Source organism: Pseudomonas chlororaphis subsp. aurantiaca, assembly GCF_013466605.1.
Lineage (GTDB): Bacteria > Pseudomonadota > Gammaproteobacteria > Pseudomonadales > Pseudomonadaceae > Aquipseudomonas > Aquipseudomonas chlororaphis_I.
Genome location: NZ_CP059162.1, coordinates 2,875,261 through 2,897,956 on the forward strand (window position 1 = coordinate 2,875,261; position 22,696 = coordinate 2,897,956).

6 protein-coding genes are annotated in these 22,696 nt (G+C 51.7%); 1 reads left to right on the forward strand and 5 read right to left on the reverse strand.

Annotated features, from left to right (window positions below):
• Positions 1-32: 32 nt before the first annotated feature.
• On the forward strand, positions 33-1,163 hold the full coding sequence (locus H0I86_RS13365) for an RHS repeat-associated core domain-containing protein (RefSeq protein WP_180925379.1): 1,131 nt from the start codon (positions 33-35) through the stop codon (positions 1,161-1,163).
• A 1,180-nt stretch (positions 1,164-2,343) separates the two neighbouring features.
• Here the strand turns inward: H0I86_RS13365 and H0I86_RS13370 are convergent.
• The 5 genes from H0I86_RS13370 to H0I86_RS13390 form a co-directional block, all read right to left on the reverse strand.
• Positions 2,344-5,265 (reverse strand): RHS repeat-associated core domain-containing protein, encoded by a 2,922-nt coding sequence (locus H0I86_RS13370; RefSeq protein ID WP_180925380.1) that lies wholly within the window; start codon positions 5,263-5,265, stop codon positions 2,344-2,346.
• 192 nt (positions 5,266-5,457) lie between these two features.
• Complete coding sequence (locus H0I86_RS13375; RefSeq protein WP_219637315.1) at positions 5,458-8,313, reverse strand: RHS repeat domain-containing protein; 2,856 nt, start codon at positions 8,311-8,313, stop codon at positions 5,458-5,460.
• Between the two features lie 134 nt (positions 8,314-8,447).
• Positions 8,448-11,264: an RHS repeat-associated core domain-containing protein gene (locus H0I86_RS13380; RefSeq protein WP_180925382.1), complete on the reverse strand. Its 2,817-nt coding sequence runs from the start codon at positions 11,262-11,264 to the stop codon at positions 8,448-8,450.
• Positions 11,261-15,811, reverse strand: coding sequence for a SpvB/TcaC N-terminal domain-containing protein (locus H0I86_RS13385; protein ID WP_219637316.1), 4,551 nt, complete (start codon positions 15,809-15,811; stop codon positions 11,261-11,263). The genes H0I86_RS13380 and H0I86_RS13385 overlap by 4 nt, the downstream gene beginning before the upstream one ends.
• 37 nt (positions 15,812-15,848) lie before the next feature.
• The gene (locus H0I86_RS13390) at positions 15,849-22,451 is read right to left on the reverse strand and encodes a Tc toxin subunit A-related protein (RefSeq protein WP_180925383.1); all 6,603 of its coding nucleotides are present in this window, start codon (positions 22,449-22,451) and stop codon (positions 15,849-15,851) included.
• Positions 22,452-22,696: the final 245 nt, after the last annotated feature.

A 22,696-nucleotide genomic window follows, 5' to 3' on the forward strand; every position in this document is an offset into this window, starting at 1 on the left:
AACTTCTTTGGTGACACACATTGGAGAAAACCATGAAAGAATCTAACGGTAAATCTGGTAAGGAACAAATGAGTGCTTCAGGCGATGATGCGTCTGTCAACGCAACTGAGAAAAGCTTAATTGTTCAACCTACAAGCACCCCGAATTCTGCAAAACAAGCACTTGATGTACCAATTGGATTCAACGGACAATTATTCGATGCGATTTCAGGCGCTTATCTATTAGGCAATGGCTATCGCGCGTATAATCCAATCATGCGTGCGTTTTACTCACCGGACAGTTTTAGCCCTTTTGGGGTTGCAGGGGTTAACCGCTATCAATATTGCTCTCTGGATCCCATCAATTTCGTAGATCCTAGCGGGCATCTCAGCTGGCAAGCAGGTGTTGGCATAGGCCTTGGTGTTGTTGGGATCCTTATGTCCGTCTTCACGCTGGGGGGCAGTTTGGCGATGCTTGGAGGGGGTGCGCTACATGCGGGAGGATTGGGAGTTACGTCGGCTGTATTGGGGCTAGCATCTGGTGCTACCGGAATTGCATCGGCCGCTTTGGAGGAGTCTGATCCAGATACATCGGCTGCGTTAGGGTGGGCTTCATTGGGGTTAGGCTTGGGCAGTATGGCATTTGGCGGGGCCAGTGCTGTAGCGCATCGTTCGGCTCGAGGAGCCGCTAATCTATATCCTCGTGCTCCGGGCATTACTGGTCCGGGAATAAATCCCCCACGCCCGTTGTACGGCGGAGTGATGGTAACTCAGAATCGCATTAGTAACATCCATGGCTATCCCTTCAATGTTGTGCTGAAATATAATGGTGTTCATACCACCAATGGCACTGGTTTGGCGAGCGCTCTAGCGAGTGAGATCGGCGAGAGCCGTAATTTACTAACTCTGACAAGCTGTTTTGGTGGGTTCGGTGGGAGATTTTCAGCGGCTCAACTTCTTGCAAATACAAGTGGCAGGCCGGTTGCTGCTGCTCGTTTTTTTCATAAAGCTTCTCAGACAACTAAAGATATTAACACTTGGTTTACACCACTAACCGGGAGCGCCTTGAGCAGATCAAATGCTATAGGAGGTGCGCTTTCAAATATTGCACGCTCTGGAGCGCAAGGGTATTCAGCAGCTGCCTCAGGTTTGTCGGCGTTATCACCGATGCTATTTTTTCAGTGACCTGGTTGGGCCGATCGGGATGGTCTGAAGTGCCCCGTGTTTTTTGATGTTCCTTTGTTTGAGATTAAATAATTGTCAGTCGGGCCTAAAATCAAATCTTTACTGTTTTAAGTCATCGTTTTACCCTTGGATGGCGCACCTTCACGAGTCTTTCCAGCACGGCACCTGATTTCGAGGATTGTCTTCGTGCATGTGATTCACAACCAGTAACCGACAATCCACAGCGATTCTCGTGATCTGATCGAGCGTCCTCGTGAACGAACCGATAAGCAATTCTGGCTACTGGGAAACGACAGCGATGATAGGTTGTATGCCAGTGATACCCGATATGGCATGACGCTGAATGATGTAGCCAATACAGTGAACAGAGCCAATGCAATACGGATGCCTGGGCAGCGGTACGAACCCTTTCGCTGAAAGGGCTACCATCAAACTTGGGGCTAGCTGCCATTGTATCGATTTTTATCCAGTGCGCAGGACTCACCAGCAGATTCAAAAACCGACGACCAAGACGGCTGCTGCCTGACGGGCTTATCCTCGCTATCGCTACACTACCGTAATACACCACTCGATACCAAACAATGAGCCATCCCTTCTGACCTGGACGCCGGATTTTTCACTGGCGTACCGTTGGTCAGGCTCAATGCAAATGACTGGTCAGCGCGAATGCAAACGGGTGGTCGCCTGGCTCGCAATCTTGTACTCAATTTGCGGACGTGCGCGGGATGAAACTGCCCGAGTTACTGCCACCAAAGTGGACGCCTACTTAATCGCGTAAGTTGCGTTGGGCAGATACAAAATAGTCATAAGTATTAGACTGTTGAATTATATAAATATAATCAAACCTAGGCACTGTACGAAAATCCAACAGCCCCCAATTATCGACCACCGATAGCGTCGGGGTGCCCCGGCAGCGTTGGGCGGTGGCGACGTCGGCTATGGTGGTCATGATGACTGTACCTCGTTCAGTGTGTTGTTCTTGTCTTCAGCAATTATCACCTTTTAGTGCGTGAGTGGGAGCGGGCTGCATTCATTGAACATACTTTATGCAGTTTTATTGTCAGGCACTCAAGATGGAACGTGATCCAAGAGAAAAATATTTTATGCAAGAGAATGAGTCATTGAGTTTGTCCCGCGGTGTCGTTGTGGTAGTCACCGGCCGCATACGGCTATTCACATGTTAGTGTCTAACTAATCGCTTTGCGATGAATAGTAATAGTAGATAATCATATGATGAAAAAAAGCTAGGCTGTTTTAAAGAATAGCTAAGCCGTGAGAAGCTACCGAGCATACTTTTGACTTTTTGTGCGGGGTTGAAGTTGATAGTTGTTGGAGTCGCTTGCTTGATATGGCTTGACGCACCGATTGAATCAGAATTGCCCCTCCTCTCTTGGATCTCTCCTTGGCTCGAAGCGGTTGGTAATGGGCTCCAGTCGAGGAGTTCTTCTTCAAGGGATCCAACTAATCCCTCGATATTGAGCTTTTGTATGTCTTGAAGCCATGTGCCGTCATTGTGTCCTCGGTCATCCCACTCATAATTTTCAGATATTTCAAACTCTATGGGAGAGAACTCTCTTAGCTCTATGGATTCAGCGCTTATGGGGGCGCTTGCATCAGGGCTGGCTAAAGCCATCCGCGCTTGTACGCTGAAATTTTCGGTAGTTTTGCGATCTTCGTTTATCGATGGGCCAATGTATATGTGCGAGGAGGCGGCAGGTACCTCATCATCCACAACCTCACTTCTATCTATACGTTTGGGTAGAAGCGAAGTTGAGCTTTGTTTCCATCCATGAAGTGTAGAAAACAGTTTTTTAAAAAACTGACCTGAACGAGGAGGTGTTGAAGCGGATTCAATTTCTTCGATAGTAGGGCCGTAGACACTATTATAGGTTGGTATCCGCTGATAGTCGTCCTGCTTAAACACTCGCGACGCGATGCGTCTTGCGCCGCTGGCAATACCTGAGACGATATTTGACATTGTACATCTCCCGGTTCCTTGTCGACTTTGTCCTTCTTCTGAATCGAGTCGTGTGTAAGGTGTCCCCTTGAGCCCGGCAGGGTCCTTTCTGGTAATCGGATTATTCCCCACCATGCAAAACAGATTCAGTCCATCCACCGTCCCCGCCGGATCCGGGTTCAACCAGCGCCCCAGCCACGGTGCGTAATAGCGGAAACCGTAGTAATAGAGTCCGGTGCCATCACGCTCCTTACCCGAATACCGCACATACTTGTACCGGGTCTCGGTCTCATTGCGTGCCGACCACACCGCCGTACCGCCGAAGGGGAAGTATTCTTCCCAGGTCAGGATATCGGCCCGCTGGTCCAGCTCGATCAGAGAGGAGCCGATTTGATCGTCCAGGCTGTAGCGACACTGGTCGTTTTCGATCGCAGCCGGTTTGCCCTGTTCCCAATGCAACACCCGCAGCGATTGACGGCCGGCCGCACCAGCATTGATCACCTGCAGCGCTTCGCTCACGCTCGGTTCGCCCACGTGTGGTTGCACGCGGGTCTGGCGCAGTTCCAGGCCGGGCAGGTAATACACTCGGGCCGTGTGGGTGGTGCCACTGGTTCGGGTGGTGGCGAGTTTACAGCTGCGCTGGCCCTGGCCGTCGTACCAGTATTGTTCGGTGTCATCATCGGGGTCACTGCGCACCACCTGGGTGCTGCGTTGCAACTGATTACGGCTGTTCCAGACCAGGGGTTGGCCGGCGTTTAGCTCACGCAGGTTGCCGCAGGCGTCGAAAAAGCTATCGACATCGCTGGGGGTTACCCCGAGGGTTTGCTGAACCGCGCGGTTGGAAGTGGGGGCCACCACCATCTGCTGGGTATAGGGATGCAGCCCGACATGTCGGATCGTGGTCAGGTTGCTGCCGCGGTCGTAGGTATAAGTGCGGCTGTAATGGGTCAGCTCGCCGGTTTCCTGCCACAACGGCACGATGGCCGGGGGCAGGGCCTGGGCCTGCTGGGTGGCATTGGCGTTCTCGCGGCCGGAGGCCTGACACAGCTGGTACAGTGCGTCGTAGCTGTACTGACTGGCTGCCTCGACCCGCTGGTTATGGCTGTAGCGGGTCGGTTCGGCGCCATCGCTGATGGATAGCAGGTTACCCACCGGGTCGTACTGATAGGTCAGGGCTTGCAGGAGCCGCGGGCGTCCCGTCAGTTCGGGACGGCTGGTGGTCAGGGCCGCCAGGCGTTGGGTCTGCGGTTCATATCCGTAATCGGTGACCACCCCATTACCGGCTTCCTCGTGGAGCACCTGACCGGCGGCGCTGTAGTCGATGGTACGCAGCACAGCGTGCGCCGTGGTGTGTCCGAACAGTTGCAACTCGCTGCCCGCCAACTGGCCGGCGATATTCAGGCGCTGACGCTGTTGGTTGCCCTTGGCGTCGGCGCTATGGACTTGGATGCCCAGGGCATTGAACCCCCAGTGGCTGGTGTAGATCTGCACGGTCAGGTCGTCGTTCCAGCGTGCGGGATCGTCACCCGACCAGTCGCTGTTGAGGACTTCGTCGCGCAGGAACTGCTGCTCGCTGGTCAGCAGCTGGCCGATAACGCTATAGGACGGGGTGACAGAGAGCCCGGCGGGAGAATAATGGCGTAGCAGTTGCCCCCGACAATTGGCGGCCGGGACAGGCAGTTCTTCACCATAGAACCATCTCTCGCTGACCTGTTCCGGGTCATTGGCGGCCTGTTCGTAGTAAGTCGTTGGGCGATGCAAGGAATCATAAGTACGGCGTTGTTGCTGGTCCCGACTGTTGCGTTGCCAGACCGGTCCACCTTCGCAGTCGTACACCACCAGTAGCGCGCCGGCGTCCTGGCTGTGGGTTTTGAGGGGGCGCCCGGAGAGCGAATGCTGGTAGCGGAAGTTGGGCTGCACAGAGGCGTCAAGCTGCTGTTCGGCCAATAATCGAGGGTCGATACTACTGCTCGGGTGGCCCAGTACGGAATACGTCTGCTGGGTGATCAGTTCCTCCAGCGGTCCTTCCATCTCGGTGCGGTTGTACTGCACGGTACGCACCATAAGCCCGCGGTTGTCGACCACTGCCAGGGTGGGAGTGCCCTGGCAGCGTTGGGCGGTGGCGACATCGGCTATGGTGGCCATGATGGCTGTACCTCGTTCAGTATGTTGTTCTTGTCTTTAGCAACCATCATCTTTTATTGCGTGGGTAGGGGCTGGATGGGCAGCCCTGTATTCATTGAACATAATTAAATGGTTGTGTTTAACGCCCTTTAATTTTTGCACATTGGTGCAAACTAGAAAGGGCGTTCATTTCATTATAGCCAAAGTGTCGGGCTATACCTTTCGGTATTTTGCATATTTGTCATAAAAAAAGTAGGTAATGTCGTACCGAAGGTCAGAAAATTTATCTTTCAACCATTGCCACCAAGTTTTTGGTTTTGTTTCTCTGAAGTTATTATTAAAAGTTTCTCTGAAGTTATTATTAAAAATAATCTCCCTAAGAGCGGGGTCTTCAAGTGCCATGCGGTTTGCAAACTCCACCCCCGCAAGCCAAGAGTCTTTAAAGTAAAAATCTATAACACCGTAAACTAAATCCTGGTCCTCATCTGTAGCGTCAGAGGGTATATATAAAGCGCTCCGTTTCGTTATCTGATCAGCTGAGTTGCGCATGCCTTCCATCGTAAAAAAATCAGGGGGAAGTGCTCCTTGTTTGTTGAGTTTTTCTAATGTCTGCCATGCTGTTGGTCGATGGGAATCAAACATGACCTGTATCTTTTCAGTAAGTTTAAACTCACTGATATCGAGCCGTGCTCTCACTCGGGGCATCAGATAATCTTCTCTTTTGGCGAGATGTTTTTCAATCATTATCTTCTGATCTTCGGTGAACGTTGAAACGCTCTTGGTCTCAGGGGGAAAGCCTTCGCCGCTGGCTTGTGCATTATTAATGAGCGGCTGTCTATCTGTTGCCCTAGACTTCGGACTTGCGCTGTTGCCACTTGGAACGTGTTGTTTTGATCGTCTATCCAGGCGTTTATTGATAGCGTGCGTAAAATTTTTGAACCCCCCCCTCTCTTTTGCTCTTTGTTTTTTAGCCTCCGATGAAGTATCGAGATTAGCCCCTTTAGCCCCTTTCATTAAACCCGCGACATCAAAGAAAGTAATGGGATTATTCCCCACCATGCAAAACAGATTCAGCCCATCCACGGTTCCCGCCGGATCCGGATTCAACCAGCGCCCCAGCCACGGTGCGTAATAGCGGAAACCGTAGTAATAGAGTCCGGTGCCATCACGCTCCTTACCCGAATACCGAACAAACTTGTACCGGGTTTCCGTCTCATTGCGTGCCGACCACACCGCAGTACCGCCGAAGGGGAAGTATTCTTCCCAGGTCAGGATATCGGCCCGCTGGTCCAGCTCGATCAGAGAGGAGCCGATTTGATCGTCCAGGCTGTAGCGACACTGGTCGTTTTCGATCGCAGCCGGTTTGCCCTGTTCCCAATGCAACACCCGCAGCGATTGACGGCCGGCCGCACCGGCATTGATCACCTGCAGCGCTTCGCTCACGCTCGGTTCGCCCACGTGTGGCTGGACGCGGGTCTGGCGCAGTTCCAGGCCGGGTAGGTAATACACTCGGGCCGTGCGAGTGGTGCCACTGGTTCGGGTGGTGGCGAGTTTACAGCTGCGCTGGCCCTGGCCGTCGTACCAGTATTGTTCGGTGTCATCATCGGGGTCACTGCGCACCACCTGGGTGCTGCGTTGCAACTGATTACGGCTGTTCCAGACCAGGGGTTGGCCGGCGTTTAGCTCACGCAGGTTGCCGCAGGCGTCGAAAAAGCTATCGACATCGCTGGGGGTTACCCCGAGGGTTTGCTGAACCGCGCGGTTGGAAGTGGGGGCCACCACCATCTGCTGGGTATAGGGATGCAGCCCGACATGTCGGATCGTGGTCAGGTTGCTGCCGCGGTCGTAGGTATAAGTGCGGCTGTAATGGGTCAGCTCGCCGGTTTCCTGCCACAACGGCACGATGGCCGGGGGCAGGGCCTGGGCCTGCTGGGTGGCATTGGCGTTCTCGCGGCCGGAGGCCTGACGCAGCTGGTACAGTGCGTCGTAGCTGTACTGACTGGCTGCCTCGACCCGCTGGTTATGGCTGTAGCGGGTCGGTTCGGCGCCATCGCTGATGGATAGCAGGTTACCCACCGGGTCGTACTGATAGGTCAGGGCTTGCAGGAGCCGCGGGCGTCCCGTCAGTTCGGGACGGCTGGTGGTCAGGGCCGCCAGGCGTTGGGTCTGCGGTTCATATCCGTAATCGGTGACCACCCCATTACCGGCTTCCTCGTGGAGCACCTGACCGGCGGCGCTGTAGTCGATGGTACGCAGCACAGCGTGCGCCGTGGTGTGTCCGAACAGTTGCAACTCGCTGCCCGCCAACTGGCCGGCGATATTCAGGCGCTGACGCTGTTGGTTGCCCTTGGCGTCGGCGCTATGGACTTGGATGCCCAGGGCATTGAAACCCCAGCGGCTGGTGTAGACCTCCGCGGTCAGGTCGGCGCTCCAACGTGCCGGATCGTCGCCCGACCAGTCGCTGTTGAGAACTTCGTCGCGCAGAAACTGCTGTTCGCTGGTCAGCAACTGGCCGGTAACGCTGTAGGACGGGGTAATCGTGAGTCCGGCGGGAGAATAGTGGCGTAGTAATTGCCGCCGACAGTTGGCGGCCGGGGCAGGCAGTTCTTCACCATAGAACCATCGCTCGCTGACCCGTTCCGGGTCATTGGCGACCTGTTCGTAGTAAGTCGTTGGGCGATGCAAGGAATCATAAGTACGGCGTTGTTGCTGGTCCCGGCTGTTGCGTTGCCAGACCGGTCCACCCTCGCAGTCGTACACCACCAGTAGCTCGCCGGCGTCCTGGCTGCGGGTTTTGAGGGGGCGGCCGGAGAGCGAATGCTGGAAGCGGAAGTTGGGTTGCACAGAGGCGTCAAGTTGCTGTTCGGCTAATAATCGTGGGTCGATGCTGCTGCTCAGCTGGCCTAGCACGGAATACGTCTGCTGGGTGATCAGTTCATCCAGTGGTCCTTCCACCTCGGTGCGGTTGTATTGCACGGTACGCACCACAAGCCCACGGTTGTCGACCACTGCCAGGGTGGGGGTGCCCTGGCAGCGTTGGGCGGTGGATGCGTCGTTGATAGTGGACATGATCACGCGCCTCATGCAGGGAGGGTATATATTTCAACATCTTTCAAACCAGTGGACTGATTATTTAATTGGAGGAATCAGGACAGGCTGGCGAGTAAGTTTTTCTAAAACAGCACGCTGGGTGCTGTAAAAGGTTATCTGGGGATCTGATGTTTTTTGAAATTGACGCATGGAGATGTAAATTTAGTTTTTTGACCAACTAGCTTGAGACCCCTTCGATCAAATTTTTTCTTCATGGTGTATGTGGTCTCATAATGTCCTATTATTGTATGGCTGCCTTTTGTGTACTCTTGGAGTGGTGTCGATTTAGTGTATTTAATATCCATGATGTTAGCAAGTTTGCTTCTTGAGCGCCTTGTTGTTATGTCTATTGTTACGCTTGTTTTTCTTTCTGCATCAGTTTTGAAGTTGTGCATATTCATCATTGTTTCTTCCTCTTTTTTTGCGAAATCTTCGATTTTGTAATTCACTACTTTTTCTTTGATATATTTTTTTTGGTCAGCGCTTAAATCAGCTTCTTTCATTTTTTTATCTATAAGTGCATCCTGCCGGGTTTTTTCTGAGGGGGAGGAAATTTCTATATTTTTAATGTTTAATGTGACGTAGTCGTTTTTTAAGTATGTATAAAAAAGTCCAGGTGGAGATTTTTGGGGTTTTGGCTTTTTGCTGGGTTTAGGTTCTGGATCGAGCCATGAAGATATGGTTGCGACTACTCTTCTTATAGCATTTGTAACTAAGCGAACTACCCCCATAAAATATGCCTTAACTCTTTCCCTCGCACTGGATTCTATGGGTGGAATTGTACTCTCTGTTGTCAGATCATCGGCATCGGGTTCCATGAGTGGAATTGTATCCTCTTCTGCCAGACCATCAGCATCCTGCCGAGTAATGGGATTATTCCCCACCATGCAAAACAGATTCAGTCCATCCACCGTCCCCGCCGGATCCGGGTTCAACCAGCGCCCCAGCCACGGTGCGTAATAGCGGAAACCGTAGTAATAGAGTCCGGTGCCATCACGCTCCTTACCCGAATACCGCACATACTTGTACCGGGTCTCGGTCTCATTGCGCGCCGACCACACCGCCGTACCGCCGAAGGGGAAGTATTCTTCCCAGGTCAGGATATCGGCCCGCTGGTCCAGCTCGATCAGAGAGGAGCCGATTTGATCGTCCAGGCTGTAGCGACACTGGTCGTTTTCGATCGCAGCCGGTTTGCCCTGTTCCCAATGCAACACCCGCAGCGATTGACGGCCGGCCGCACCAGCATTGATCACCTGCAGCGCTTCGCTCACGCTCGGTTCGCCCACGTGTGGTTGCACGCGGGTCTGGCGCAGTTCCAGGCCGGGCAGGTAATACACTCGGGCCGTGTGGGTGGTGCCACTGGTTCGGGTGGTGGCGAGTTTACAACTGCGCTGGCCCTGGCCGTCGTACCAGTATTGTTCGGCGTCATCGTCGAGGCCACTGCGCACCACCTGGGTGCTGCGTTGCAACTGATTACGACTGTTCCAGGCCAGGGGTTGGCCGGCGTTTAGCTCACGTAGGTTGCCGCAGGCGTCGAAAAAGCTATCGACATCGCCGGGGGTTACCCCGAGGGTTTGCTGAACCGCGCGGTTGGAAGTGGGGGCCACTACCATCTGCTGGGTATAGGGATGCAGTCCGACATGTCGGATCGTGGTCAGGTTGCTGCCGCGGTCATAAGTATAAGTGCGGCTGTAATGGGTCAGCTCGCCGGTTTCCTGCCACAACGGCACGATGGCCGGGGGCAGGGCCTGGGCCTGCTGGGTGGCATTGGCGTTCTCGCGGCCGGAGGCCTGACGCAGCTGGTATAGTGCGTCGTAGCTGTACTGACTGGCTGCCTCGACCCGCTGGTTATGGCTGTAGCGGGTCGGTTCGGCGCCATCGCTGATGGATAGCAGGTTACCCACCGGGTCGTACTGATAGGTCAGGGCTTGCAGGAGCCGCGGGCGTCCCGTCAGTTCGGGACGGCTGGTGGTCAGGGCCGCCAGGCGTTGGGTCTGCGGTTCATATCCGTAATCGGTGACCACCCCATTACCGGCTTCCTCGTGGAGCACCTGACCGGCGGCGCTGTAGTCGATGGTACGCAGCACAGCGTGCGCCGTGGTGTGTCCGAACAGTTGCAACTCGCTGCCCGCCAACTGGCCGGCGATATTCAGGCGCTGACGCTGTTGGTTGCCCTTGGCGTCGGCGCTATGGACTTGGATGCCCAGGGCATTGAACCCCCAGTGGCTGGTGTAGATCTGCACGGTCAGGTCGTCGTTCCAGCGTGCGGGATCGTCACCCGACCAGTCGCTGTTGAGGACTTCGTCGCGCAGGAACTGCTGCTCGCTGGTCAGCAGCTGGCCGATAACGCTATAGGACGGGGTGACAGAGAGCCCGGCGGGAGAATAATGGCGTAGCAGTTGCCCCCGACAATTGGCGGCCGGGACAGGCAGTTCTTCACCATAGAACCATCTCTCGCTGACCTGTTCCGGGTCATTGGCGGCCTGTTCGTAGTAAGTCGTTGGGCGATGCAAGGAATCATAAGTACGGCGTTGTTGCTGGTCCCGACTGTTGCGTTGCCAGACCGGTCCACCTTCGCAGTCGTACACCACCAGCAGCGCGCCGGCGTCCTGGCTGTGGGTTTTGAGGGGGCGCCCGGAGAGCGAATGCTGGTAGCGGAAGTTGGGCTGCACAGAGGCGTCAAGCTGCTGTTCGGCCAATAATCGAGGGTCGATACTACTGCTCGGGTGGCCTAGTACGGAATACGTCTGCTGGGTGATCAGTTCCTCCAGCGGTCCTTCCATCTCGGTGCGGTTGTACTGCACGGTACGCACCATAAGCCCGCGGTTGTCGACCACTGCCAGGGTGGGAGTGCCCTGGCAGCGTTGGGCGGTGGGCAGGTCCGGTTGAGTTGCTGAATCGCTTGGAGGAACAGCCGAATGACGGCTCATGATGTGAGTACCTCACCCAGGGTGTCATTCTCGTCTTCAGTAATCGTGAACCAAGGATAAAAACGTATCCGGCGCAAGTAGCCAAGCGCAGTCACCACCGCACATTCTCGCCCCAACGGATCGTAATAGTACGTATCGGCATAGCTCCATTCGCGCATCGCGGCGTCATTGATGTATTGAGGCTGATCGAGGAAGTACGGTTGGTAGCGACGCACCGGCTGACCTTTATTCGAATAGTCCACGCGTCCGGATACAATCCAGCGATAGGCTGGCGTTGTATCCTCGACCAATGGCTGGCCAGTGCTATTCAGCACGAGCTGGCCATCTTGACCGGCGACGTAAGCCAAGCCAGGTTCGGTCTTTTGCTTGGTCTGTAGCTCACGACCAAAGCCATCGCTGTATGACAACCTTATCTGGATTTGCTGTTCTGGACTATCTGGGTACTGATCGGCGACCAGTACGGCGTTGCGCACGGGAGTCCGCGTTACAGACTGGAACAGTTCATATATCGAAGGCGGAATACCGTTAAGTTGCTGTGGGCCATACGCCCAGGAATGACCCCGCTGCAGTACGTGGCCTGTAGCTGTAATCACGTGCAATTGTTGAAGGGTCTGCCAGAGAACTATGGCTTCAGAAGGTGCTACGCAGACCGACAATTGCTCAACGGAAACCTGGCCCATCCAACTGTAGAGTTCATAGAGCGTCGTCGACGCCGCGTTTTGAAGCGCGCCAGCCGGGTCGGTTAATGCTTTGTCGATAGACATTAAGGCAAGCGCTTGTGTATCAAAGTCGCCCACGGGAGCAAATCCGACATTCACCGGCGTAATATCATCGGATGCAAGTTGCGTACCAAAGAAAGAGTTGGCGACCACTCGGCCTAATGCATCGAACAGCACTTGCTGTTGATTCTGGTTGGGGTCAGTGATTTGCCAAGGCGTCAAAAAGCGGTAGTCATACAAGGCTGAGGTTTGGTTATCCAAGGCGTCGGTCACCGCAGTCACCACGCAACTGTGAGCATCATAAGTCAGCCGTTGAGGGCCGACGATCAAAGTGCTTTGCTGTGTTCGAGGAAGGCAAAATGGTAACCAGTCACCCGCCGTATCTACATAAGTTGTATAGGCGTGAGGTATGACCCAGATTGTGGCAGGTGGTGTGCCTGGTTCAGATAACACTATCGGCTGTTGCCTATAGCCAGCATTGCTCAGGGTCGTATTGAGGTCGAGGGTAGGAACGCCCTGATAAGCGAGCAATGCTTCGTCATCCAGCTCTGCTGTCTCGATGTGATGAACCAAAACCAATGGCGGTGGTGGTGTTCCGCCAGTCAGTGGTAGCGTGCCAGCCGAATTGAAGTAGTAAGTGATGTTTTGACCGGCAAAGTCCCGTACTTGACTGATCCCAAGCACGCCGTCAGGGCGGCGTAGTTCTTCATAATCAAGCCCTTGAGCGGTGGCGGGGTAACCCGTGTAGCCACCGGGATTGGTAATGACGTTTTGCCGTTCCTGATAGGGAATTGCCAGGTGCCAGACTTGTGGGTTGTCCAAGTTGTAGATCGTTTGACGTGTTTCGATCAATCGTAACGCTTGCTGGCTTGGATCGTAGCTGCTTTGCCACTGAATATCGGGAACAGTGTCAGGGTAGGGGTTGCTCGTTGGCCTAGGGCGACGGGCATAGTGAATCTCCACATTCCAGAGCGGATTACCATACTGGTCCGTCTGCAGGAGAACGGTCTGATGGACCTGTGGGTCTGCTTCGATACGCTCATAGGTGGTCGTCAACTGTTCCAGAGCCAGCGTGATGGTGGCGCAATAAGGATGAGCGGCAGAAGCGGGTTGCACCAGACGGACTTGGTACTGGTTGGTTTGAACGCTATACGGTACCTGATCCTCAGGGCTGTTATCAGCGCCATAGACCTCCGTGCGCAATACACTACCTTTTAATGCCCGGAACAGTTGATAGCGAGTCTTATCATCTACGGGGCCAAGTGGATCGTCCCAACCGGTCACGGGATTGAAAACAGTGAAGCGCGATGCCCTCAGAGTGAATATGGCAGGGTCATCGTAGGGGGGAGCAACCAGGTTGAATTCAGTATTTTCCTGACCAGTGTGGTACCACGTTTTCGTCAACGCAGGTGCCGTGTTCTCTATATCCTGGGCGGTCGAAGCTGCAGTATTGCTCGTGTCGAGTTGCTGGACGAATCCAAAGCCGCGAAACTCACGATCGACTCCTGCATAAACACCGTTTCTATAGAGGTACTGTTGAGTCAACGTATTCCCGCTGATCTCGTCCAGGCTGAGCACACCCGAAAGCAGTGGCATGGCAAACGGCAGATGACAGACAGTGCCGGGGTTCGCTTGCTTTTCATCCAGCCACTCTTGCGCCGAGCTCCGGTAAGTCAGGGTTGTGGATGCCCCCAGATTATTATCGATTCGCTCCAGCAGATAAGGTTTGGTGCGTGAAAACGTGTAGCACCAATGTGAGGGAGTCATATGGGAGATGCTCAACACAAGGTTGGTGGTGCCGGTCCCATCCATATCGACAAAACTGACCTGGTCGAGTCTGTCGTAGCTAATACCTGGTGGCATTGGTAATACGAGTGGAGTTGTGTCGAAACCATTTCCTGATTTGTTCATGAATATCAGAAAACGATCGGACTCGGCATAAATCAAATCGGCAGCGCCGGAGCCATCAATATCCGCAAGAAATACCCGTGAGGGATCGAAGCTCGCCTGGTCAAAGTTCAGCGATGCCAGCATGAGGGGAAGGCCAAAATGCCCGCGACCTAAATTGGGCCAACACTCCAAGCTGTTATACCTGATGTAAACTAAATGAGACTGCCCGGAACCCAGTACATCGCTGAATGCCACGAGTGCTGCGGGATCGTGACCGAATACCGGTAATTCGTTATCACTCATGTGGGCGACATTGACCGGGGGACTAAAGCCATCGGATCTACGGTTTGTATACAGGCGCACACTTTTAGGACCGATAAGCGCCAGATCGGACAGCCCTCCGCCCACCAAGTCCGCCAACTGCGCGGAGGGCTGCAGGAATTCGGCGGGAAAGGTCGGAAAAGGGATAAATCGGGACCACCTACCGTCCGGATTCAGCGTGAAATATCCGCAGAGTCCCGGTTGGGTGACTATCCAGTCCAGGCGCCCATTACCAGTGAAGTCCATTAGCATGCGATAGGCTGGGGTCAATGAGGGGACTACAGGCAAGGATTGCCAGGTACTGTAGGTAATGGCATCAGGGCTACCGGTTCCTCGCTGTGGGGACTGATAGCGCCAGTCACCGAGAACCTGGTACAAAATGCCAGGTACTCCCTCCCCATAAAGATCGACGATCTGGTATTGAACCCCATTATTCCAGCCAGCAAACGCGGGTAGGGCTTGGTACTCACTGGAGGAAAAGTCTTGATTGAATGGAGTGTAAGCCAGCTCAAGCGGAGGAATAGACTGTACGGCCCCGTTGGTTTCGTAAGCGAGGTTTTGGGCTGTAAGCAAGTGGCTGAGCCTAGGCGATTGTTCGTACTGCAAAAGCAGCCGACTCACCAAAGTGTTTGGTTCACCCAGCTCCACGGGGAAATGATGAAACATCAAAACCTGATGGCATAATCTGTGTGTGCGTACTTCGAATCCTAGTGCATAGTCGGAAAATGAATCCTTCCGACAGGGCCATGGTTCTATGGGGAGCCAGGATGGCTTGTCTAATGGGGCGAGCGTTCGTTCGCCATAGTCGAACACTAGCGTGAAAAGCCACTGCGGCTGATCAATGGCCGGAACATCGCCCCATGCGTACAGTGGGGTATAAGCGCGTGAGTTACCATATTGCACATGTGTTAAGTAACGGTTGGCAGTCTGGGTTCGATTGACCTCCTGCCCTTCCATATCGACGTTGGTGGTGTCCTCAGCTTTGTAGATGTAGCAGATATGTTCCCCATTGGGTGAACAAGACTCTTCCAGCAGCCACACGCCAATTTTAGTCATTGGGTTATTAGGATCGGCAATTCTCGATAATGCCTGCTTACCTAAGCAGTGCAGCTGTCCATCGACTGTATGAACCAGCCAGAAGTCCTCGTCAGTGGATTGCCAGCGTTCAATACGATCAAAGCCATCCATGACACACGGAAAATAGCGCGTGACGGTATAGGTTCGACCTAACGCAACCTCGGCATATTCGGATATTTGTGTAGTAAGGACTTGGCCTGAGCCGTCCAGCTCGGGAGTCATTACTTCACCGTTCGGTGCCAGAAACTCATCATCGGCCAGATAACGGGGTACTCCTTTACTGGTACGGCGTTGTATGGTCAGCCCGGGGACCGCCCAGCCAATGGCAAAGCAACCGTTGCCTTGGCCGTTGTTGTAGACAAGCGACAAACCGGGTGAATAACCGCGACCTTTAGAAATCGGCAAGGGAATGGTCAATGTGGTTTGGCCTGTCATGCCGACACTGCCGACAGCTTCTCCCATCCCTTGAATAGACCCACCCCCCTTGGGGAGGGAGGGAGGAAGTACCGGTGCAGCTTCTGATATATTCGTCGTGTTCATATCAACTCCTTGTTTGTACTGGCTGGGCCTGACACTATTATCTTGGCTTTAAGGTATAACGTAGTTGATAGATGACATCGACCAAACTATTCACCAAAGCAGCCTGTTGGCCAGTGGCTTTATAAAAGCTCAGAATCAGCTCTCCCTTGTCGATAGGATCCCCCTCAAAAGGGAAGTACTTAGGATCGTTATAGTCGAGCACAAACATGCCTGAATCATCTAGGCCTCGTGATAAGGCAATCAGTGTGTCATTGAGCTGCAATGTTGCTTCTACGTCCTGATAGGGGCCTAGCAATGTCGGTAAGGTAACGCTGATTGTTTTGAAACGCCCTATTGAAGTCAGGGGGCTGTTGTTATAGATGGTATCAAGAGCAAGCGGGGTGATATCAAGTTTGATTATGAGCGTGTCTGCAACGTCATCATAAGATATGGTAACGCTGCCATAACGTTTAGATATTTCTGTTTGGATCGCTTCGGCTACGGCGCTAGAAAATGTAGCGGCTGATAATGATTCGTTGATGATGAGTGTGTCGAGGGAAACGGTTTTCTGGATTTCCAACCCGCGCTTATCATACTGGAGGTAGGCTCTCTCCATCCTGGTGAGTTCAAGAAGCAAGCCTTCTCCAGCTAACAGACCTTGATACAGATCGTTCCACATGGGCGTAATGAACAGATAATCAGTTTTATCTGCGCCAATCTCCCGGCTCAAGGCCGCCTTTGCTGTTAAGCAGAGAGGTAATGTCACGTCATACAGCTGGTAATAGAGTGCTGAAAGCCTGCCGACCATCCAGTTATATAATGATTCGCCAGTAAAACGAGTGATTTGTAGGCTGTAGATGTCCTGTTGGTTTTTCTGCTCCAGTTCGTTCAATGCAAGCTGCTTTTCAGCCATTGTGATCTGCTGGGTTTGGGCCTGAATCTGAGCGTCGAGTTGAGCAATTTCGCTTTCAGCATTTTTCTTCTGAATAAACCACTCTTCTCGGCGCCGACGGTATTGCTCACTGAAGTTGATGCGCGAAGAGCTATTCTGAAGCACCTGGGCTTCCGTCTGGAATCCAAAGCCAACCGCTCGAGCAATAGCACCACGTTGAGCTCCGCCTGTAGCCATGCCGTAGATATTGGGTGCTGAGTCAAGTGCTGCGGACACTGTCCAGCTTGTAAGGCTCATCGCCTGAATAGAGCCGGCAGCCGCCAGCATGTTCATGGCATCTGACTCTGCCGGTGAGATATTCTCTCTATAGAGCGCGTCATAGTGAGTAAAGCGATCCTTAGCACCTTCCAAGGCTTTCTGAAGAGCGATGAGTGTGTCATTTTGAAAGTCCAGCGAGCTGTCAAGAATCCCTTGTGTCTGGGTAAGAACTTGTTGCTGCTGTCTCTGCAACATCAATGTCATTTTTTCATTATCGCTTTTCTCTAAAGTACTGAGCAGCTCTGTGCCGAACTGAATAACGCTGTTGACGGCAGTTCGGGCTTTTTCCAGCAGCACAACAAATCTGAACTGACTGTTAAAAGGTTTGTTCTGAACCGAGCTTCCTCCTGAACCATCGCCCACGCCATGTCTGCGTTGCAATTCCTCAGGAGGTACAGGAGTAGCATATACTGGCAACGACAGCGGCTGTCCGGTAATGCTCAGATTATGGCGTAGGTTGTAAAGACGCAGCTCGACCTTGTCCCAGTACTCTAGAAGGTCCTCATTGTAAGGCGGGAGGAAGTTCCCGTTTTGCGAGGTCAGATAGAACCGAAAAGCTTCGGTTAGATAGGTAGGGGATGCAGGCTCAGGATTGTCTGAATTTATAACGGCTATACTCTTGGCTTCGGTGGCTACACTTGGATCTGGCCAGCTATTGTTTATATCAAATTCGGGACGTGGACCAAGCAGTTGAGAGGCTTCAATGTAATACATCTTGGCCTTGGCCAGCGTATCTCGCTCCAGTTGACGATAATAATTGTCGCCAGTACTGATCAGTAAATTAACAACCTTGAGAAAGATCGCCATTTTGAAGTGCATCGGATCGTTCATGGCAATCACGTCAGGGTCCACGCTCATAGCAGCGGAGTAGTTCCAACTCAAATCTTCCTGCAAGGGAACAACATTCCAGTAGCGTACATTGTCATCAATCTTTTCCTGCTCCCCATTAGCATCGCGATAGCCGGTATAACTGAAAATATATTGATACCAAATGGCTGAGTTTTCATGGTTTTGTTCTATGAGGTAGCGGTCCGCTATTTGGAATGCAATGTAAAAGAATATTTCCCAGAAGTACGGACCATAAGCGCTGTTGAAGTCAATAGGGAAATAACCCCAAGGAGATGGCTCGATAGGCACTGTTTGGGTGCTATAGCTTAGTAGTGCGCTTATATCTTTCTTTTGCAAAATTTCATAGAAGAATGGGCCTGAGCTTGTACTGATCCTTGAGAGAGGGGTGGACTTGAACTTAAAGAAGTTAATGTCGAACGAGAAACTGCTCTCGCTAAAATAGTTGGCTGCAAAGTCTTGATGTATATAACTTTTTACATAGAGTTTTAAGTTGCCTGGGTTGGAGTTCTGTATTGTAATGTAGGCAACATTGGATTCGTAAGGGATAGTAAATATTGTGCCATTCTTTGAGGCCGCTAATGGACCTTTAACGCATTCGTCAGCCTCATTGAATGCGGAGTAGGTCAGGGTGGAAAGGGTGCTGGAAATTTGGATGTTGTTGGAGGTTACAGCAAATACGGTACAGAGATCGGCACCGACATAGAATTGATCTCCTGCGTGAACCAAGGTGCTATCAAAATCATAGTCGGTATCTCGGTATATGGATCCGGCGGGAGACCATTGGTTGCCAACAATTTCCCAAGAACGATCAGCGATGTAAGCGAATAGTATCTGGTCGTTACCGCGGAACGCCTCGATAAAAAGAACATAGCTATTGTTGCTACTGTCATAGGCCCCGAATACCCGCTGCGGGCGTTCTATGTAGGAAGGGACGGGCACGCTACGGAATGATGACCATTGTCCGTCACTGTTGTGGTAGTAAACGTTGACTGAGTATTCGATAGTGTTGTCTTTCTCCTTGGCCTCAAGCCAGCAGACGTATAGCCTTGAGTGACACCAAAACGACGAAAGATGGTTGTTCGGGTTATCCTCAATTGCGGCGGAAACTTTAATCCATTCCGACCACGATCCGGCAGTCAAATAAGTCGTCCCATTGTTGGAAGGATCTGGATCGCTACGCACTGCCATGTTGCAACGCCTGTAATAATATTGGTAAGGTTCATCTTTAGTTCGCCCAATAAAATAGACCATGTCAGTGCTGGTGGCGGTCGCTGTAAAACCAGCCTGATAGCCACTGACTGTGGTGAGATTAGCGAGCAATTCGAAGCCAGTCAGGTATTCTGTAAAGGCTTCTTTGACTCTATTGGTAGAGATTTTTCCCTGGTTGATGCATTGTTCAAGAGCAATGAAAAGTGATGTTTTTGTGTAACGCAGGGCTGGTGAAATGTAGATAGAAGGGTAGTATTGCAAACGCTCTTTACCTGCCCAAGTCGAATATATCTGATTGTAAGCGCTCCAGTCATAGAGAAATCCGCCGGGTCTGGACTCCTCAACCATTGTTGAACCTGAGGCATTATCTACTCCCGGCTCATAACCTCCCAGGCAACGATTGATATATAACTGTAGACTAGAGATAGCTTCGGCAATGGGGGTGGTGTTGACATCTGAAGAGACCTTAACATCAATTAGCAGGTACTCTGATAAGTCATCTAGCGTCTTTATTTCTTCGTTCAGCGGGACGCCTTCAGTTTCTCCATCAGCCGGTATGTCGGGTATATAGTAGGCAAGATATTGCCCAGCGTACGCGTCGCGACGTTCCTCCATGACTTGTTGAATAGCGTCTTTGTCCGTGTAGTTCTGAATACTGGCCATCATGCTCTGGGCTACAGATCCGATCAGGGGCGATGCCTCCGACGAAGTATTGTTGAGTGACATCGTATACAGATCGTTAATGCAGGTGCTGCCAACCCTAAGGTCCTGGCTGGCTTGCATCCACATAACCAGACGATTCAACTGTTGAAATGTTTTGGGGAATTCAGTGTAAATCCCCATTGTGACCAGGCATGTATTCATTTCCTCAGTGGTCTCCAGCACCCACCCTTGGATATAGGCGAGCAGGGCAAGAGCATTCTTGTCGTTTTGAGATGACTGATTGGCCGAGTTAAAATAGTTTAGGGCTTCTGCTTCACTAGTGACTACCTGTTGTTGCCATTCTTTCAAACGCGAGAGCATCAGCAGTACCGGTAGTGAAGGCGGAGGTGCAATGGTTTCATTGTCTAGGAACCGATGGGGAGTATTAACAACCAGTATCAAGTCCTGTTGATTTAGTCCTGCCCACTGAGAAACTAATATGAACTGCCCAAGGGCGTTACTATAGCGGACTAAGTCGGGGTGGGAGCTCAGGCGTTCAACGCTAGGCTCAGGCGCGGAGAAAAAGTTCTCGATTTCGGCCCAGAAGTCATTAAGTCCGTACGGGAGCGGAACAGTGGTTGTGTTTTGAAAGTGAAGGTCTAGCCAAGTGATCAACTCACCCATTATATTGGCTTTGACTTGGAACGTACCGGCAATAATTCGATATAGACTTTCCCTCATGGATGAACTCAATGGTTCAGTTGCTTGATAACTTATGGCTGTTGGGTCGCTGCTCAAGGTGACGTATATGTTATTTATAAAATTGAATATTTCAGGGGTCGCTTCGGTGCTGTACTGGCTGGTGGTCATTGCAGCAAGCATGTTGGCATCTAAATGTTGAATATCCATCCAGGCAAGAACGGTTTCAGTTTGTTTTATTATATCAAGAGTTTCTAGGGTAGGGGGGCCGGCAACAACGTTCTCCAGGCTCCGTTCAGGGGCTAATATTTTCCAGAGTGTACGGACCTCTTGCAAGCTCATGCCTAGCATGTTTGGAATCATGGCTAGTCGATATAGCTGTGCGTATTTAGATGCATCCATGGTGATACTGTTGATAGCATTTGTACCAAATGCAATTTGCGCCATCATGTACAGGTCGCTGGCCGATACACCAAGCCCACCACAGATCAATGTTGCATTTGGATCATTGGCTATCGGTTCGAAGTCTATTGTGGCTGTGAGCGAGGGTGTCGCCCCTGTAACTGGAGAGGTGAACAGAGTCTCGAACATGCTTGTGCTGTATTTTGTTGCATAAATATTCATCGACCCGATGAGGCATGAGAAACCATCCGCGGAAAGTGCGTATTTAGTGGAAAGTCGGCTGAATTCGGCAATGGCATCCAAGACCGGCTTGTCCAGCTTCCAGCCGCCCATGCTGCTGGTTCTCCCGATTGCCACATTGATGTTCTTGATTAGCCAGTCCAGTAATGGATATTCGAGCCTGGTTTTACGTTGCAGTCGAAGCAGGCGTTCGGCGCGATCAGCCAGCGATACCACTGTGGATTCAATAAAGTTCAACTCATATAGATAGTCAGCGTCAGATATTGGAGTCACCAGCATTGGTGTCGGACTGGCACTTGTGTTGGCCAAATATGTTTGGCCATACTCACTGACAGCCACAGGAGTGGATGCCGCATATGCATAATATTGACTTGCATTCAACAACTCTGGTGTTGTAGCTTGATAATCAAGCTGCGCTGTCATATCAATAAGCTGGTTAAACGTCAATTGAGTCCTATCAGTGAATAATGGGATGGCTTTTAGGGTTAAGAGGTCTTCATCGGGCGCCAAGTTGTAATGCTCTTTGACGGTTCCGAAACCGGCCGGCTCCGAAACCAGTAGCTTGTAGGCGTTAGGTGTGAGTTCCAGTTGTTCGCGTGAATATGGGGAGGGGGTCGTATCATCCAATTCCGGGGCTGGAGCTTGATAACGTGTCGGTTGAAACAGTGTCCATTGGGTATCTTCAAGCCTGGTCCAAATAGCTTGAAGTGATATTTTCAAAGCAGAAAACACGCTTCTGATTTGTGCCAGATTATCGTCGTATGGCAGTGTCATGGGATAAAACATATCCTCCAATAGGGCGTTGTTCTTCAACTTGAAACTATCAATCCTACTTTTCATTACCCCGTTAGCGATCATTAGGGTCGGAACTTTTTGATCCATATTCAACTGGTTAAGAATAAGATTTCTAATGTCCGGTCGGCGATTATCAATCTGTAGAGGGCTGGTTGGGGTGTGCAAACCTTGGGCAATTTTATACAACTCGACCAAATAGCGGCCTGGAGAAAATAGCGATTGAATTGATGTGACTTCCGTATAGCCATCAATGGATTGCTTTGGGAATAACTCGCTGAAGTCAGGAGCCCCATTAAGTGCACTAAGAAGGGCGTTAGAGAGTGCTTCAGGATTTGGACTAACTCCCATCTTAGACAGGTTTTGCATGGTGGGCTCATTACGAGACTGCAGAGCGCGGTAGAGGCGCATTAATGTCTGAGCACGGGATTTGGCAAGGTCGTAAATTTCTTTGACTTGGTTTTCATCGAAAGACGAAAGGCTTTCAACAAACTGCCCTCTAGTTTTTGCAATAATATCAAATATTGACTGTTGGCCTTGCTCTTGTAGAATGGAGATAATAGATGAATTGATCGTGACAGGAGTTGCCATTCCATAAATTTCAAATTTATCGTTCATGATGTTTATTCCCTGCTCGATAGTTATGGCAATCAAAGAGGCCTGATATTGCTCACGCATTTGATCTTATTGATTTCAAAAGCAGCTTCAGGTCAAAGTGCGTGAAAAAGCAGCAGCATATTCTTTTCTTGGTGGTCAGCGGCCGCGAACACCTGACAGTAGCCAGTTCTCGTTTAAGGCACACCTCGCTTGAGCTGACGCACAAGTACGCGCCTTCACCTAATGCTTGGCTCCTTGAGTACGTT

Coding starts and splice junctions, on each gene's coding strand:
- H0I86_RS13365 (WP_180925379.1), top strand. CDS start 33: ATGAAAGAATCTAACGGTAAATCTGGTAAGGAACAAATGAGTGCTTCA.
- H0I86_RS13370 (WP_180925380.1), bottom strand. CDS start 5,265: ATGGCCACCATAGCCGATGTCGCCACCGCCCAACGCTGCCAGGGCACT.
- H0I86_RS13375 (WP_219637315.1), bottom strand. CDS start 8,313: ATGTCCACTATCAACGACGCATCCACCGCCCAACGCTGCCAGGGCACC.
- H0I86_RS13380 (WP_180925382.1), bottom strand. CDS start 11,264: ATGAGCCGTCATTCGGCTGTTCCTCCAAGCGATTCAGCAACTCAACCG.
- H0I86_RS13385 (WP_219637316.1), bottom strand. CDS start 15,811: ATGAACACGACGAATATATCAGAAGCTGCACCGGTACTTCCTCCCTCC.
- H0I86_RS13390 (WP_180925383.1), bottom strand. CDS start 22,451: ATGAACGATAAATTTGAAATTTATGGAATGGCAACTCCTGTCACGATC.